12 protein-coding genes are annotated in these 16,853 nt (G+C 34.2%); 8 read left to right on the top strand and 4 right to left on the bottom strand.

Going from position 1 to position 16,853, the window contains the following annotated elements; translation table 11 throughout:
* The first annotated feature begins 257 nt into the window (after window positions 1-257).
* The 6 genes from B0M43_RS12745 to B0M43_RS12720 all read left to right on the top strand — a co-directional run bounded on the left by B0M43_RS12745 (window position 258) and on the right by B0M43_RS12720 (window position 7,298).
* Window positions 258-2,804, top strand: coding sequence for an ATP-dependent Clp protease ATP-binding subunit (locus B0M43_RS12745; protein ID WP_065447954.1), 2,547 nt, complete (start codon window positions 258-260; stop codon window positions 2,802-2,804).
* 140 nt (window positions 2,805-2,944) lie between these two features.
* Window positions 2,945-4,315 (top strand): 30S ribosomal protein S6--L-glutamate ligase, encoded by a 1,371-nt coding sequence (gene rimK, locus B0M43_RS12740; protein WP_065447953.1) that lies wholly within the window; start codon window positions 2,945-2,947, stop codon window positions 4,313-4,315.
* A 101-nt stretch (window positions 4,316-4,416) separates the two neighbouring features.
* Window positions 4,417-4,932 (top strand): DUF421 domain-containing protein, encoded by a 516-nt coding sequence (locus B0M43_RS12735; protein WP_065447990.1) that lies wholly within the window; start codon window positions 4,417-4,419, stop codon window positions 4,930-4,932.
* 106 nt (window positions 4,933-5,038) lie between these two features.
* Entirely contained in the window at window positions 5,039-5,374 is a 336-nt protein-coding gene (locus tag B0M43_RS12730; protein ID WP_065447952.1) for a PadR family transcriptional regulator, read from the top strand.
* A complete protein-coding gene (locus B0M43_RS12725) occupies window positions 5,371-5,988 on the top strand; it encodes a hypothetical protein (protein WP_078008073.1) in 618 nt (205 codons plus the stop codon). The genes B0M43_RS12730 and B0M43_RS12725 overlap by 4 nt, the downstream gene beginning before the upstream one ends.
* Window positions 5,985-7,298 carry a serine hydrolase gene (locus B0M43_RS12720; protein ID WP_210418053.1) on the top strand — a complete coding sequence of 438 codons (1,314 nt, stop codon included), beginning with the start codon at window positions 5,985-5,987 and terminating at the stop codon, window positions 7,296-7,298. The genes B0M43_RS12725 and B0M43_RS12720 overlap by 4 nt, the downstream gene beginning before the upstream one ends.
* A 56-nt stretch (window positions 7,299-7,354) precedes the next feature.
* Here B0M43_RS12720 and B0M43_RS12715 read toward each other — a convergent pair whose 3' ends face one another.
* From B0M43_RS12715 to hutH, 4 genes are all read right to left on the bottom strand, one after another.
* Window positions 7,355-8,767: an SMI1/KNR4 family protein gene (locus B0M43_RS12715; RefSeq protein ID WP_078008075.1), complete on the bottom strand. Its 1,413-nt coding sequence runs from the start codon at window positions 8,765-8,767 to the stop codon at window positions 7,355-7,357.
* 153 nt (window positions 8,768-8,920) lie between these two features.
* The gene (locus B0M43_RS12710; RefSeq protein WP_078008076.1) at window positions 8,921-10,261 is read right to left on the bottom strand and encodes an inorganic phosphate transporter; all 1,341 of its coding nucleotides are present in this window, start codon (window positions 10,259-10,261) and stop codon (window positions 8,921-8,923) included.
* Between the two features lie 32 nt (window positions 10,262-10,293).
* The gene (locus B0M43_RS12705) at window positions 10,294-10,938 is read right to left on the bottom strand and encodes a DUF47 domain-containing protein (RefSeq protein WP_056250900.1); all 645 of its coding nucleotides are present in this window, start codon (window positions 10,936-10,938) and stop codon (window positions 10,294-10,296) included.
* A 48-nt stretch (window positions 10,939-10,986) separates the two neighbouring features.
* Window positions 10,987-12,501, bottom strand: a complete 1,515-nt coding sequence (gene hutH / locus B0M43_RS12700; RefSeq protein ID WP_078008077.1) for a histidine ammonia-lyase — start codon at window positions 12,499-12,501, stop codon at window positions 10,987-10,989.
* A 720-nt stretch (window positions 12,502-13,221) separates the two neighbouring features.
* On the opposite strand from hutH, the gene thrA reads away from it, so the two are divergent.
* Entirely contained in the window at window positions 13,222-15,669 is a 2,448-nt protein-coding gene (gene thrA, locus B0M43_RS12695) for a bifunctional aspartate kinase/homoserine dehydrogenase I (RefSeq protein ID WP_078008078.1), read from the top strand.
* Between the two features lie 153 nt (window positions 15,670-15,822).
* Window positions 15,823-16,758 carry a homoserine kinase gene (locus B0M43_RS12690; RefSeq protein WP_078008079.1) on the top strand — a complete coding sequence of 312 codons (936 nt, stop codon included), beginning with the start codon at window positions 15,823-15,825 and terminating at the stop codon, window positions 16,756-16,758.
* Window positions 16,759-16,853: the final 95 nt, after the last annotated feature.

Here is a 16,853-nt window from a genome sequence, read left to right as displayed (position 1 = left end):
AGTTGTTATGTTTAAATAATTATATTAGTTTCAAAGCGTGCCAAGATACGTTTTTTTGGAATTTTTTCAGCTATTTCCTTACACTTATTTCAATGATTTATTAACAACTTTATTTGCGCTTTTAGTTAATAAATTAAGCGTTTTTTAACTGTTTTATTGTTATTTTTTTTGTCTCTTAGCTGTCAGGAGTTCCTTAAGGGTATGGTTTTTGTTTTTCAAACACTAATTCACTAAATTTACAATACCAATTATATATTATGGATGATAATTTTTCACCAAGAGTAAAAGATGTTATTACCTACAGTAAAGAGGAAGCCTTACGTTTGGGCCACGACTTTATTGGTACTGAACATTTAATGCTAGGCATTTTAAGGGATGGAAACGGAAAAGCTATTCATATACTTAATAACCTTGCAGTCGATCTAGATCATTTACGCAGGAAGGTAGAAATACTGAGCCCAGCCAATCAAAGCGTTGAAGTAAATGCAGAAAAGAAAAATCTTCATCTTACCCGCCAAGCGGAGAGAGCCCTGAAGACCACTTTTCTTGAAGCTAAAGTATTTCAGAGCTCGTCGATTAGCACGGCGCACTTGCTATTGTGTATCTTACGAAACGAAAACGATCCAACAACCAAGCTATTGAATAAACTAAAAATAGATTATGACATAGCTAAAGAACAATATTTAAATATGACTCCAAACGAAGAAGAATTCTTAGAAAACTTGCCAAGAAACGAATCGTATAACGACGATTCAGGACAAGATGACAGTCTTAAAGAAAGTAGTTTTAATAATCCCGCCAATAAGTCAAACAAAAAATCCAAGACTCCGGTTTTAGATAATTTTGGGAGAGATTTAACAGAAATGGCAGAAGAAGGAAAACTAGATCCGGTTGTGGGACGCGAGAAAGAAATTGAGCGTGTTTCTCAAATCTTAAGCCGTAGAAAAAAGAACAACCCGCTTCTTATTGGAGAACCTGGAGTTGGTAAGTCTGCTATTGCAGAAGGACTTGCTTTGCGTATTATCCAAAAGAAAGTATCTCGTATTCTTTTCAACAAACGTGTGGTAACTCTTGATCTTGCAAGTTTAGTTGCAGGAACAAAATACCGTGGTCAGTTTGAAGAAAGAATGAAAGCCGTGATGAACGAGTTGGAAAAAAATGATGATATCATTCTTTTTATTGATGAGATTCATACCATTGTAGGCGCTGGTGGAGCAACAGGTTCTCTTGATGCTTCAAACATGTTCAAACCTGCTTTGGCAAGAGGTGAAATCCAATGTATTGGTGCTACTACTCTTGATGAGTACAGACAATATATTGAGAAAGACGGAGCTCTTGAAAGACGTTTTCAAAAAGTAATTGTAGAACCAACTTCTGTTGAGGAAACTATTGCAATTTTGAATAATATTAAAGACAAATACGAAGATCACCACAATGTTACTTATACGCAGGAAGCCATTGAAGCTTGTGTTAAATTAACGAACAGATATATGTCTGAGCGTTTTTTACCGGACAAAGCTATTGATGCTCTTGACGAAGCTGGTTCTCGTGTACACATTACTAATATTGATGTTCCTAAACAAATTTTGGATTTAGAACGTCAGTTGGAAGAAGTTCGCGAAAACAAAAATATGGTTGTTAAAAAACAAAAATATGAAGAAGCAGCCAAACTTCGTGATGACGAAAAACGTATTGAAAAAGATTTAGCCGTTGCACAGGAACAATGGGAAGAGGATTCTAAAAACAACAGAATTGAAGTTACAGAAGATAATGTAGCCGATGTTGTTTCTATGATGACCGGAATTCCTGTTAACAGAATTGCACAAACAGAAAGCAACAAATTAGCCAAATTACCTGAATTGATTCAGAACAAAGTAATTGGTCAAAATGAAGCTGTATTGAAAATTGCACGTTCTATTCAACGTAACAGAGCCGGACTTAAAGATCCGAACAAACCAATTGGTTCGTTTATTTTCTTAGGTCAGACTGGAGTTGGTAAAACACAATTAGCCAAAGTTTTAGCAAAAGAATTATTCGATTCTGAAGATGCATTAGTTCGTATCGACATGAGTGAATACATGGAGAAATTTGCTATCTCTCGTTTAGTTGGAGCGCCTCCGGGATACGTTGGGTACGAAGAAGGCGGTCAATTGACTGAAAAAGTTCGTAGAAAACCTTATTGTGTTGTTCTTTTAGATGAGATCGAGAAAGCGCATCCGGATGTATTTAATATGATGCTTCAGGTTTTAGATGACGGATATTTAACAGATAGTTTAGGTCGTAAAATTGACTTTAAAAACACTATCATCATTATGACTTCTAATGTTGGTGCACGCCAATTGAAAGATTTCGGACAAGGTGTTGGATTCGGAACTGCTGCGAAAGTGGCTCAGGCCGATGAAAATTCTAAAAGTATTATTGAAAATGCTTTGAAGAAAACTTTTGCTCCTGAATTCTTAAACAGAATTGATGACGTAATCGTATTCAATGCATTAGAAAAAGGTGATATTGATTTGATTATCGAAATTGAACTTGCTAAACTTTATTCCCGTATTGCTGAATTAGGATACAAGTTAAATCTTACTGATAAAGCAAAAGCATTTATTGCTGAGAAAGGTTTTGACAGACAATTTGGAGCAAGACCTCTAAAAAGAGCGATCCAGAAATATGTTGAGGACTTGTTGGCCGAAGAAATCATAACTTCAAAAATACATTCAGGTGATGAAATCTTAATGGATTTAAAAGATGATTCTCAAGAACTTTCAGTAGAAATACATAAAGCCGAGGAACCGACTAATCAGTAAATTAGTTTACATCTATAACAAATATAATTTACCCGTTACGTTTTCATAACATAACGGGTATTTTTTTTAGATAAATTACTATCTTTAGTAAAAGCAAATAGCTATTTTTGGCTATTAAATTTCTTAACAAATAATAACGTATGCTTCAAAATAAAGTCATTTTAGGTAGCGAAGAATGGTGCTCATTTCCAGAACTAGGAATCCCGACAATCAAAGCTCGTGTTGATTCCGGTGCTAAAACTTCGGCAATGCACGCTATAAACATAGCTCCTTTTATAAAAAATGATGCCAATTGGGTAAAATTTGATATTAATCCAATTCAGAATAATATTAAAACTGTCATCCATTGCGAAGCTCCGTTGGTTGATAAAAGAATTGTAAAAAGTTCAAGCGGTTTCAGAGAACACCGTTACGTTATCCAGACCAGCATTAAACTTGGCGATATTAAGTGGCCAATAGAAATGACTTTGACGAATCGTGACTCTATGGGATTCCGTATGCTTTTAGGCCGCGAAGCCATGAGTGGGCGCGTACTCGTTGATCCCGAAGAAAAATACATGTTAGGACAACCAACGCCTGAAGCATTAAAAGAATTGTATCAAAATTCAGAAAAAGCAACTTCCGGCTTAAGAATTGGTCTATTAGCCAGTAATCCCGAATTGTATAGCAATAAAAGAATCATGGAAGCCGGTGAAATGCGCGGTCATGAAATGCATTTTTTGAATATCAAAGAATGTTATATGAAGTTGGATGCTAAAACTCCAGAGATTCACTATAGAGGCGGAAAAATATTAAATCAGTTTGATGCTATTATTCCCAGAATCCGTCCAAGCATTACTTTTTACGGTTGTGCTTTAACGCGTCAGTTTGAAGCTTTGAAGGTTTTTGTTTTAAATTCGGCTACAGCCATAACACAATCACGAGATAAATTATATTCATTGCAATTGCTTTTAAACAGCGGAATTGACATTCCTACAACTGGTTTTGCTAATTCTCCTTTGGATACTGACAACTTAATCAAAATGGTTGGAGGTTCGCCTTTAATCGTAAAATTACTCGAAGGAACTCAAGGAAAAGGGGTCGTTCTGGCAGAAACAAAAAAAGCAGCAGAAAGTGTTATCAATGCTTTTAAAAGTTTAAATGCTAATATTCTTGTTCAGGAATTCATTAAAGAAGCCAACGGAAAAGATATTCGCTGTTTTGTAATCGACGGAAAAGTAGTTGCAGCGATTCAGCGTGAAGCTATGCCTGGAGAATTCAGGGCAAATATTCATCTTGGAGGAACCGCATCTGTAATAAAAGTGACTGCCGAAGAGAAAAGAATCGCTATAAAAGCTGCAAAAGCCATGGACTTAAAGGTAGCCGGTGTTGACATTATTCGTTCTTCAAAAGGACCATTATTACTCGAAGTAAACTCATCACCAGGTCTTGAAGGAATTGAAGGCGCTACAAACAAAGATGTTGCCGGAGAAATGATCAAAGCAATTGAGAAAAATTTTAAACTAATATAAGTCAGTTCATTCTAACTTAACATTATATAATTATTTTAGCAGCTTTGTCGAAGTTTAAAAACTTTGACAAAGCTTTTTTAAATTTAAACCTTAAAAAAATGATGTTAAATCCGTATTTAGATATTATTGCAAGAAGTGTTGCTGTTTATTTTTTCATGACAATTGCATTGAGAATCTTTGGCAAAAAAGAACTTTCTCAATTGAATACTGCTGATATTATTCTGATTTTACTTATTAGCAATTCGGTTCAAAATGCAATGGTTGGTCCCGACACAAGTCTCTGGGGAGGATTAGTTGCAGCTCTGGCTTTGTTTATCATTAATTACATTATTAAAAAACTTACTCACAAATACAAAGGCTTAAACAATTTATTGTTAGACAAACCAGAAATCCTGATCCATAACGGAATAATAGATTTTAAAACTTTGAGCAAATTAGACATTTCGCACGAAGAATTAAAAGAAGCGGCACGTGAGCACGGCTTAGAACATTTGACCGATATAAAGCTTGCTATGTTAGAAATAGACGGTACTATTAGCATTATTTCTGAAGATAAAAAGAGTATTAAACAAACACACTACAAACGTAAACACAATCATAAAAATCTACAGAAATAAAATTAAAACATTTTAATTAACTGATTTACAGATAATTAAAATGTATTGACTAAAAAACTTAGCTATATACTTTGTTATACTATGTATTTTGTTATACATTAGCAGAATGAACGAAACATTTGTAACAAACTGGAAATCGCAGGTAAAGAAAGGCACATTGACTTTCATTATCCTGAACGTGCTCAAAAATCATGAGTACTACGGTTATGAACTTATCGAACAAATAAGAAAACATACTGAAATAGAAATTGCAGAAGGAACACTTTATCCTTTAATGAATCGCTTAAAAACAGAAGAATTAGTAGATTCAAAATGGGTAGAACAAGAAACCGGCATTCCGAGAAAGTATTATTCACTAACCGAAGCAGGAATAGAAACTCTAAGCCAGATGAATATTTACTGGGAGAATCTTGAGAAATCAATCAAAAAAATCATTCAATGAGAATAGAAGACATCAAATTCGAACAAAAAGCTTCGCAGAGGATTTATAGCGATTATATGAAGCGTATTAAAAAAGCAACAGCTTCGCTATCAAAAATTAGTCAGGATGATATTTATATGGAATTTAACAGCCATATTTTTGAAGCTATTCAACATAAAAGTCAAGCAAACGAAATAGATTCACTTTTAGACATTATCGAAAAATTAGGAGCACCAGAAGAGGTTCTAAAACCCCTTGTCGCCGATAAAAAATTAGAGCAAGCAACAAGAACATTTAATCCTGTTCATGTTTTCAAAGCTTTGGTCTTAAACTTTACCAATGGTATTTCGTATGTTTTTTTCTTTGTTTTGTACCTCTTCCTTTTTGGTTTTGTATTCCTGATTTTTGCAAAAATAATCAATCCTTCTCTTGTAGGTCTTCATATGAAAGATGATTCATTTTCTGTTTTTGTATTAGGAATAATGAGTCAGGAAGACAAAATTAAAAACCATACTCACGAAGTACTTGGCTACTGGTTTATTCCAGCAATGCTACTGGCAATCGTAGTTTTCTATTTTCTTATAACGCTTTTATTAAAATTTAAAAAATCAATCAATCAAAAAACACTATCATGAAAAAAATCATTACCTGTTTATGCGCTTTTATAGTTACAAGCGCTTTCTCACAAACTTTCGACACAAAAAGACTGGACAGTTTGTTTACGCTTCTGGAAAAAAACGATAAATACATGGGAAGTATTGCTATTTCTGAAAACGGAAAAACAATCTACACCAAATCAATTGGCTTTGATGATGTTGCAACTTCAAAAAAATCAAGCATCAATACAAAATACAGAATTGGTTCTATCTCAAAAACATTTACAGCAACTCTTATTCTTAAGGCTATTGAAGAAAAAAAAATCAACTTAAATCAAACTATTGATAAATATTTTCCAACAATAAAAAATGCCAAAAAAATCACCGTTAGTAATTTATTGAACCATCGCAGTGGGATTTATGATTTCACCACTATTCCCGATTATTTAAAATGGAATACTGAATATCAGTCAAGAGCCAAAATTATTGATAAAATAGCTTCCGGGGATGTTATATTTGAACCTGATACAAAATTTCAGTATTGCAATTCGAACTATGTTTTATTGTCTTATATACTTGAAGATATCTACAAAAAACCGTACGGTGCAATTTTAGATTTAAAAATCATCAAACCATTAAAATTAAAAAACACGTATTTAGGAAGTAAAATAAACTTAGAAAAGAACGAAAGCTATTCTTATACTCTCGCTGGAAAATGGGACAAATCAAGTGAAACCGATATCTCAATTCCATTAGGAGCCGGAGGTATTGTCTCCAATCCAACCGATTTAAACATTTTTATCGAAAGTGTTTTTGCCGGCAAAATTATTTCTGCAGCTTCTTTAAATCAGATGATAACAATGAAAGACAACTACGGAATGGGGATTGCAGAGTTACATCCTTTTGGTAAAAAAAGTTATGGTCATAATGGCGCAATTGACGGATTTAGATCAGCTATGGAATACTTTCCGGAGGAAAAGCTGGCCCTATCCATAACTTCAAACGGAGCAATGGGATATAGCAATGAGAACATCTTATTGTGCGCTTTAAGTTCTTATTTCCACAAACCTTTTGCATTGCCCGTTTTTGGAAATATAACCGTTGCCCCAGAAATGCTGGATTTGTATTCCGGAATTTACGGAAGTACACAAATTCCGATAAAAATAACAATTTCACAAAAAGACAATGTATTAATTGCTCAGGCAACAGGACAGCCTTCTTTTCCTCTTAACGCCAGCACCAACACTGTCTTTACCTTTGATGCTGCAGGTATTGTTCTGGAATTCAATTCTGATAAAAAAGAAATGATTTTAAAACAAGGCGGAAAAGAGTTTTTGTTTACTAAATAAATCTACACTAAGAGATAGAACAAAAAAGCTAGTTTCAGAAAGAAATTAGCTTTTTTTTATTTCCAAAATTGAAACCATTTTTTATCATTACTATCGTTTTCAAAATTATTATCAGCCTTCTTAATTGTTTCATTATTTAGGCCATATGCTTTCAATCTATGATTGAGATTCACTAAAATATAATCTTTTTCTACAGGAAATTTTTCAGCTATCAATTTGTAGTGCTTTAAAAGTTTTCTGTCTTCTACTCCTTCTAAAGCCTGCAATACAATATGAATAACCCTATTTGAATGATCACTTAAACCATTAATAAAAGTATCAATATAATTACTTTTAACCTTTAATTGCCCAAGTGAGTAATAAGCACTGATTCGTACACTTTCACTTTCATTAAAAGTAAACGGCACAATAATATCGCCATAATCAATATTCATTTCCTTTAATAAATAAGTACAAAAACTAAAGGTTTCGTCGTCGCTAATATTTTCAGCATTTGATTTTATAACATCCAGCCAATCTGAACTCTTATCTTTTGCATACCAAAACACAAACTGAAAAACATTTAGTAAACTTTCTTTTGTAAAATCAACCAAATAAGGATAAGCTCTTTGGTAATCAAACTTTGTAAGGATTTGAAGTATTTTTTTCTGAATTTCTCCTGAACTTAATTTGTATTGAGCTACTAAAACATAAAGAGCTTCTGAAGCTATTTTTTCTTTCTTTAAAATCCCATTTAAACCTTCAATCTTGGTTTCATTATCATGCGCAGAAAAATACACTTCCAAAATATAACTTACACTACCTCCTAAAGTATACTGAAACAACTCAGGTTCATCGATCATTACATTTTCAGGTGTAATTTCGTCGAGCCAACGTTCGTACCAATCTAAAAAATTAGATTCGAAAACAAAGAATGGCTTTTGTCGATCTAGATCAACGTTCACAACCCGACCTTTAAATTGACCGTTTAAAACAATCCCATAATAATAAGAACAGCCCTGAGTACCAATAGGCAAAATTCCTGAATATATTTTTCCTGACTCCGCCTCAAAATCTTCATTAGAAATTTCATCATTCTCCTCAATATTTCTGGTCAGATTTTCCCAGAATTCGTTGGTCATATTAGGATACAGCTGACAATCTTCTTTTAAATATTTTTCAGGATTGGCATAAATGAATTCTTCAACATTTTTCCCCAAAGGAAATATTCCATAACCGGGTCCGGCGGCAGAATTTTGATACGATTTTCCGCCATTACCAATATGCAGTAAAAAAGCTCTATAATCTTCAGGAAGCTCCAGATTATAGTCTTTTTCGAACTTTAAAATTTGATCGTTATTTGCAGTTTCTTCCAAAAAGTATTTATGACTGTCTGCACCAAATACTTTTAAATCCTTATCTGTATTTTTTGCTATGAGCAACTTCTTTTTTATTCTTTCTACCTGATCTGAAGTTTTTTGATTTATCATAATGACTGTTGAATTTGTGCCAAATATATTACTTTATAATTATTCAAAAAGATGTTTTTAAAAAACAAAAAAAAGCCAATTTCGAGTAGAAATTGGCTTTTAAGTATTTTGATAAATATGATTTGTATCTCACATTTAAATTGATTTATTTCATTAAATAAATACGCTTAGGACATAATAAACCAAACCTGCCAGGATAGCTGATATTGGAATAGTCAGAATCCATGCCCAGATTAAACTTACTGTAACTCCCCAACGAACAGCAGAAACACGTTTTGTTAATCCAACACCAATGATTGATCCTGTAATGGTATGCGTTGTACTTACTGGAATTTTTAAATGCTCTGTGAAATAAAGCGTTAAAGCACCAGCAGTTTCAGCAGCAACACCTTCAAACGACGTAACTTTTGTGATTTTAGAACCCATTGTTTTCACAATTTTCCAACCACCACTTAAAGTTCCTGCAGCAATTGCAGAATAACAGGCTAACGGAATCCATCCCGGCATTACACCTTTTATTCCTAAATCATCATTTGGCAATACAACATCTAACCACTCGGCCATATGAACACCCGGATTTGTATTGATATAAACCGCTACAGCAGCAGCAATAATACCCATTACTTTTTGAGAATCATTTCCTCCGTGTCCTAAACTAAAAGCCGCAGAAGATAGTAATTGCATTTTCTTTAAAGCTGCATCTGCCTGATGTAGATTTAAACTACTAAATATCAAACAAAAAGCACTTACTGTTAAGATAATAAAGGCTACTAAAAACCATTTAATATTGTGTGGATCGAAAGCTACACTCCAAAAATGTGAATCAAAACGAGGTTTTCCATGTTTAAGAATTTCTTCATAAGGCACCATTAGACTGCTCACAAACCAAACGGTAGCAATCATCAAAACCACTGTAAATATTTTTGGCCCAATAACTTTACGAGAAGCATTCAATAACCAAATCGAAATTAAATAAGAAGCCAAAGCTCCTAAAAGCGGTGCCAAAACAATAAAGGCAATGATAATAAGAACTCCCGAAGGCATTCCGCCATCTTTTCCTGCCTTATACCAGCTTACGATTTGATACCAATAATGCGTAGTTCCGTCTTCACCAATATAACCTGAAAAACCATGTACAGCGATCGCATGAGCAACTGCTGCCCCTGCAAAACCACCAATTAAAGTATGTGATGAACTTGAAGGAATCCCTAACCACCACGTCAATAAATTCCAGCAAATCGCTGCAATAACACCGGCAAGAATAACTACCAGGTTAATCTCCATAGTGTGCGCTGTTTTAGCAACAGTATCCGCAACACCAAATCCGAAAACCCAATAAGCCAGAAAGTTAAAAAATGCTGCCCAAAGAACTGCCTGAAAAGGCGTTAAAACCTTTGTAGCAACAACTGTTGCAATAGCATTGGCCGCATCATGAAAACCATTGATGTAATCAAAAATTAAGGCTAATACTATAATAATTATAAGTAGCGTCATAAATTATAACTTCAGAATGAAATAAATTGAATTTAAGAATGTTTTACAGAAATAGATTCTAGTATGTTCGCAACACTCTTACATTTATCTGTTGCTGATTCTAAAACAGATAACACTTCTTTATATTTAATAATATTTTTAGCATCTGTTTCGTTTTCAAAAATTTCAAAAACTGCTTTGTTATAAACGTTATCTGACTTGTTTTCCAATTTATTAATTCTGGCACAAGCATCTTTTATGACTTTGAAATTCTTTAAATTTCTCAATTCTTTTACTGCACTATCAATGTTTTGACAAGCTTCAAGATTGATTTCGGTCATTTTTCTGATCGATTTTGTAATCTTGTCAACCTGATACAATCTCATTCTGCTTGCTGCTCCGTGCAAATAATCTGCAACGTTGTCAATAGAAGTAATCAATGTGTGAATATCCTCTCTGTCAAACGGAGTAATAAAGTTTCTACTCAATTCAAGATTGGTCTGACGTGTAATGTCTTCTCCTCTTTGCTCTAATTCATCAATTTTCTGAAAAAGAACTTCTCTTTCTTTTAATGGAAGATTTACAGCTTCGTGTAAGTTAGAAGCTAATTCAATTAAATTGCTTGAAGCTTCTTCAAAAAGTGGAAAGAATTTCTTGTCTTTCGGCACTAAAAATTGGAAAATACTGTTTATTGACATTTTTATATTTTTGATAGTGCAAAATTACTTCATTAATATTCTACAATGTTAAGCCATTGTTAACAAATCGTTTTCAATTTGGAAACTATCAAGGAATTCAACGGTTTTTTCTATGTCGTAATGCAGGATTCTATCTTCTTTAACCAGCGGCACTACCTCTCTGTAACTGCTCAAAAACATCTCGATAAAATCACTTGATTTTAGAGGTTCTCTATAAGCAATCGCTTGTGAAGCATTCAATAATTCGATTGCCAGAATACGCTCTAAATTATCTAAAACACGTAACGCTTTTGTAGCTCCGTTTGCCCCCATACTTACGTGATCTTCTTGTCCGTTGCTGGATACAATACTGTCCACACTTGACGGAGTTGCCAACTGTTTGTTCTGACTTGCAATACTGGCAGCTGTATATTGCGGAATCATAAATCCTGAATTCAATCCAGGATTGTCTACCAAAAATGCCGGAAGATTTCTTAATCCTGAAATCAGTTGATATGTTCTTCTTTCAGAAATACTTCCTAGTTCTGCCAAAGCAATGGCCATAAAATCTAAGGCCAAAGCCAAAGGCTGACCGTGGAAATTTCCGCCGGAGATAATCTGATCGGCTTCGATAAATATATTTGGATTATCGGTAACCGAATTGATCTCGGTTTTGAATACTTTTCGAACATAATCGATCGCATCTTTTGAAGCGCCGTGAACTTGTGGCATACAACGGAAAGAATACGGATCCTGTACGTGTTTTTTCTCTTGTTCAATTATTTCGCTTCCTTCTAAAAACTCATTGATGCGCTGTGCTGTTACAATTTGACCTTTGTGAGGACGAATAAAATGAATCAATTCATTAAAAGGTTCGCTTCGTCCATCAAAACCTTCCAAAGAAATTGTTCCGATTAAATCAGCTAAATAAGAATATTTATAGGCTTTTATTAAAATGTGAGCTCCGTATGCACTCATAAATTGGGTTCCGTTCAACAATGCCAAACCTTCTTTTGACTGTAAAACGATTGGTTCCCAGTCAAAATGTTTCAAAACTTCTGCAGAAGCCACTTTTTTTCCTTCAAACAAAACTTCACCTTCACCTAATAAAGGCAAAGACAAATGTGCCAAAGGTGCTAAATCTCCTGAAGCTCCAAGAGAACCCTGAGTATATATAATAGGTAAAACGTCATTATTATAAAAATCAACCAAACGATCTACAGTTTGCAACTGAATTCCTGAATGTCCGTAACTCAAAGATTGAATTTTAAGCAACAACATCAACTTTACAATTGCAGCAGGAACTTCTTCTCCGGTTCCGCATGCGTGGGACTTTACCAGGTTTTCCTGAAGTTTTGATAAATTTTCATTCGAGATTTTTACATTACATAATGATCCAAAACCTGTATTGATACCGTAAATAGGTTCAGAATGCGAAGCCATTTTTTTATCTAAATAATCACGACACTTCTGAATATTTACTTTCGCTTCCTCTGATAATTCAAGTGCTTTTTGATTCACTATTATTTCCTGTAAAGCTTCTAAGGTTAAGATTTCAGTACTTATATAATGGATTTCTCTCATGTTGTTTGTATTTTAAGACATCAAAATTCAGCAAATCAATATTAAAAAGCAACATTTGTTCATAATAATTAAATTTTATAGCATCTCGCCTTCTTTGCTTTATTTATTTCATAATCTTTATCGTACCAAAATCAGTTCTTTGGTTTGAAAAAAATTCAATTTCAGATGTCTCTAAAATATAAAAAAACATTCCCTACTTAATATATAGGATAAAATCGTTTGTTTTTTAGCTGTTTTTTAATAATATCAATACTTTATTTTTTTAAAGCCTTAATAAAAAAAGCGTTAAATATATGAATAAGCTATATTTACAGTTTTAATTTTAACAATTACTCAATATTAAAATCCTTACATTTGAATTATTGAAATATTCGTAAAAAGGTTTTTCAGTTTTTTAACTTTTATAAAAAACTGTACTTTTGAAAAATCAAAATGAAAAGTAACAGCACAAAATATCAATCTACAATGACAACTCTAACCGGGGTTGCAATTGCTGCTACTACAATTTCTACTACAACTACTACTACCCCTTAGGGGTATACATTTTACATATAATCCTTGGTTATCTATACTTTTTTCCTGAAAGGAGAAAGACGATGGGTACATAAAAAACATTTACAAAAGAAAAAAATAGTCGCAGTTTTTAGTTTCAGTTCACAGTTAATAATCTTTGAACCTTTGTTACTCAAAATCTTTGCACCTTATTAAAAAACATCAAAAATGAAAGTATTAAAATTTGGCGGAACTTCGGTTGCCAATGCTCAAAATATAAAACTCGTTCTCGAAATTATAAACCAGAATTCTAAACAAGATAAACTAGTAGTTGTTGTTTCAGCTTTAAGCAAAGTGACGGATTTATTGCAGTCAGCGGCAGCAAAAGCAGCAGCAAACGACGAAAGCTTTAGAGATATTGTTGCAGAAATCGAGAAAAAACACCTTGATACTTTAAAGGATCTTATTCCGGTAAGCGAACAAAGCAGTTTGTTAAGTCATGTAAAAAGAATCATCAATCATCTGGAAACATTATTGGACGGCTGTTTTTTATTGGGCGAATTATCTCCAAGAACTGCCGATACTATTTTAAGTTTTGGAGAATTGCTTTCGTCTTACATTATCGCTCAGGCTTATCAGCAAATTGATAAAGATGTGGTTTACAAAGACAGCCGTGAACTGATTAAAACCAATAATAACTTTGGTAAAGCTGTTGTAAATTTTGAAGTTTCGAACCAATTGATTCAGGAATATTTTGGCGGAAATCAATCGCAAATCAATATTTTGCCAGGATTTATCGCTCAGACTTCTGACGGAATCACTACAACTTTAGGTCGTGGAGGTTCTGATTATACTGCGGCCATAATTGCCGGAGCACTTAACGCATCACAATTAGAAATCTGGACTGACGTAAACGGAATGTTTACTGCAAACCCTAAAATCGTTAAACAAGCACAGCCAATTGCAAATATCTCTTATCAGGAAGCGATGGAATTATCGCATTTTGGTGCCAAAGTGTTGTATCCGCCAACGATTCAGCCTGTTTTAAGAAAAAATATTCCCATTCTAATCAAAAATACTTTTGAGCCGGAAGCTGTAGGAACTTTAATTTCTAATCAGGTTTCATCAAAAGATACTGTTGTAAAAGGAATCAGCCATATTGATAATATTTCTCTTGTAACACTGGAAGGCCCGGGAATGATTGGAGTTTCAGGTTCATCAAAACGTTTGTTTGAAGTATTGTCTCAGGAAAAAATTAATGTAATTTTTATTACTCAGGCTTCTTCTGAACATTCAATTTGTATAGGAATTTTAAATTCGGATGCTGAAAATGCCGAAGCTGCGATCAATAAAGCTTTTGAAGTAGAAATTCTTCAAAACAAAATTGATCCTGCCATTGTAGAAAAAGACCTTTGTATTATTGCTTTGGTTGGAGAAAATATGAAGAATCACCAGGGTTTAAGCGGAAGAATGTTTAGTACTTTAGGTAAAAACAACGTAAACATTCGTGCTATTGCGCAAGGTGCTTCAGAACGTAATATCTCGACTGTAATCAATGAAAGAGACGTTAAAAAAGCGTTGAATACATTACACGAAAACTTCTTTGAAGAGAATACCAAACAGCTGAATTTATTTGTAATGGGAGTTGGAAATGTAGGTGAGAAATTCATCGAGCAAATTCACAATCAAAGAAAGTTTTTAAAAGAAAATTTAAAGATCAATGTTCGCGTTATTGCTTTATCGAATTCCCGAAAAATGCTTTTTGATGAGGACGGAATCTCTTTAAAAGACTGGAAATCGGCATTAGATAAAGGTGAACACGCTATTCCGACAGAATTTATAGCACGCGCCAGAGAACTGAATTTACGTAATAGTATTTTTGTGGATATTACAGCAAATGCAAGGGTTTCTGAAACTTACGAAAAATTCTTAAAAGAAAGTATTGCCGTTGTAACTTGTAATAAAATTGCCTGTTCATCTGCTTACGATAATTATAAAAAACTGAAAAGTTTATCACGTCAGTACAATGCTCCATTTTTGTTTGAAACCAATGTTGGTGCGGGATTGCCTATTATTGACACAGTAAAAAACTTAATTGCATCTGGCGATAAAGTGCATAAAATTCAGGCAGTTTTATCCGGAAGTTTGAACTTTATTTTCAATAATTTTGATAAGAACAATTCTTTTCACGATGTTGTAAAAGAAGCCGGAGTACAAGGTTTTACAGAACCGGACCCAAAAATCGACTTAAGCGGAATTGACGTTGCCCGTAAAATCCTGATTCTTATTCGCGAAAGCGGTTATGAAATGGATATTGATGCCATCGCCAACGAATCATTCTTACCAGCCGAATGTTTGGACACAACAAACAACGAAGACTTTTTTGCTTCGTTAACCAAACACGCAGCTCATTTCGAAAAAATATATGAAGAAGCTCTATCCAAAGATTCAAGATTGAAATACGTAGCACAATTCGAAAACGGAAAAGCCAGCGTGGGATTACAATTCATCCCGAAAGATCATCCTTTCTACAATTTAGAAGGAAAAGACAATATCGTATTGTTCTACACAGATCGTTACGTAGATCAGCCTTTATTGATCAAAGGCGCCGGAGCGGGAGCAGCGGTTACAGCATCAGGAATTTTTGCTGACGTTATCAGAATAGGAAATAATTAGCCACTAAGGCACCAAGACACAAAGTTTTTAAGTTTTCTAAACTTTGTGTCTTAAAAAATAAAAAAACTTTGTGTCTTAGCGCCTTCGCGGCAAAAAACACAAAAGCTAAAAAAACTTTGTGACTTTGTGCCTTCGTGGCAAAACCAACCAGAAATGAAAGAAATAAAACTATTTTGCCCGGCAACTATCGCGAATCTTTCGTGCGGATTTGACGTATTGGGACTTTGCTTAGACAATGCGGGTGATGAAATGATTGTTCGAAAAGTCGATCAAAAAGGCGTTCGTATTACTAAAATTGTGGGTGCCGATTTGCCTTTAGAAACCGAAAAAAATGTTTCGGGAGTTGCGGCTATTGCCATGTTAGAAGCTTATGAAAGAGATTTTGAACCGATAACTTTTGGATTCGAAATTGAAATCTATAAAAATATCAAAGCCGGAAGCGGAATTGGAAGCAGCGCTGCAAGTTCTGCCGGAGCGGTTTTCGGGATTAATGAATTATTAGGCAAACCTTATTCCCGTAAAGATTTGGTGCAGTTTGCCATGCAGGGCGAGAAATTAGCCAGCGGAAATGCGCATGCAGACAACGTTGCTCCTGCCCTTTTGGGAGGTTTTACTTTGGTAAGAAGTTATGCTCCGCTTGATATTATCAGAATTGATAGTCCGGAAGAATTGTACGCAACTGTGGTTCATCCTCAAATTGAGTTGAAAACATCTGATGCGCGTTCGGTATTGAAACAAACCGTTTCACTAAAAAGTGCCATCATGCAGTGGGGAAATGTGGGCGGATTAATAGCAGGTTTATACACAAAAGATTACGATTTGATTGGAAGGTCGCTTCATGACGAAATCGTTGAACCTTTAAGAAGCGTTTTGATTCCGGGTTTTGATTTAATCAAACAAACGGCTCTTGAAAACGGCGCTTTAGGTTCGGGAATTTCAGGTTCTGGTCCGTCGATTTTTGCTTTAAGCAGAGGAAAAAATACCGCCGACCAAATTGCTAAAGCCATGAGCGATGTTTATGAAAAGATGAATTTGCCATATGAAATTCATGTTTCGAAAATTAATCCTGATGGAGTTAGGATTTTGTAAAAAGAATTAAAAATTAAAAATTCAGAATTAAAAATTGTAAGCCTCTTTTGTCAGACTGAGCGAAGTCGAAGTCCCGCAAAGTAGGACACAAAGTA

Origin of the sequence: Flavobacterium sp. KBS0721 (assembly GCF_002007065.3) — a bacterium.
In the GTDB taxonomy this organism is placed as follows: Bacteria; Bacteroidota; Bacteroidia; order Flavobacteriales; family Flavobacteriaceae; genus Flavobacterium; species Flavobacterium piscis.
The sequence above is the reverse complement of the archived record's forward strand: the minus strand, read 5'-3'. Positions and strand labels throughout refer to the sequence as shown.

What these genes read in the sequence shown, in the direction of transcription:
- B0M43_RS12745 (WP_065447954.1), top strand. Translation starts at nt 258, where the DNA reads ATGGATGATAATTTTTCACCAAGAGTAAAAGATGTTATTACCTACAGT.
- rimK (WP_065447953.1), top strand. Translation starts at nt 2,945, where the DNA reads ATGCTTCAAAATAAAGTCATTTTAGGTAGCGAAGAATGGTGCTCATTT.
- B0M43_RS12735 (WP_065447990.1), top strand. Translation starts at nt 4,417, where the DNA reads ATGTTAAATCCGTATTTAGATATTATTGCAAGAAGTGTTGCTGTTTAT.
- B0M43_RS12730 (WP_065447952.1), top strand. Translation starts at nt 5,039, where the DNA reads ATGAACGAAACATTTGTAACAAACTGGAAATCGCAGGTAAAGAAAGGC.
- B0M43_RS12725 (WP_078008073.1), top strand. Translation starts at nt 5,371, where the DNA reads ATGAGAATAGAAGACATCAAATTCGAACAAAAAGCTTCGCAGAGGATT.
- B0M43_RS12720 (WP_210418053.1), top strand. Translation starts at nt 5,985, where the DNA reads ATGAAAAAAATCATTACCTGTTTATGCGCTTTTATAGTTACAAGCGCT.
- B0M43_RS12715 (WP_078008075.1), bottom strand. Translation starts at nt 8,767, where the DNA reads ATGATAAATCAAAAAACTTCAGATCAGGTAGAAAGAATAAAAAAGAAG.
- B0M43_RS12710 (WP_078008076.1), bottom strand. Translation starts at nt 10,261, where the DNA reads ATGACGCTACTTATAATTATTATAGTATTAGCCTTAATTTTTGATTAC.
- B0M43_RS12705 (WP_056250900.1), bottom strand. Translation starts at nt 10,938, where the DNA reads ATGTCAATAAACAGTATTTTCCAATTTTTAGTGCCGAAAGACAAGAAA.
- hutH (WP_078008077.1), bottom strand. Translation starts at nt 12,501, where the DNA reads ATGAGAGAAATCCATTATATAAGTACTGAAATCTTAACCTTAGAAGCT.
- thrA (WP_078008078.1), top strand. Translation starts at nt 13,222, where the DNA reads ATGAAAGTATTAAAATTTGGCGGAACTTCGGTTGCCAATGCTCAAAAT.
- B0M43_RS12690 (WP_078008079.1), top strand. Translation starts at nt 15,823, where the DNA reads ATGAAAGAAATAAAACTATTTTGCCCGGCAACTATCGCGAATCTTTCG.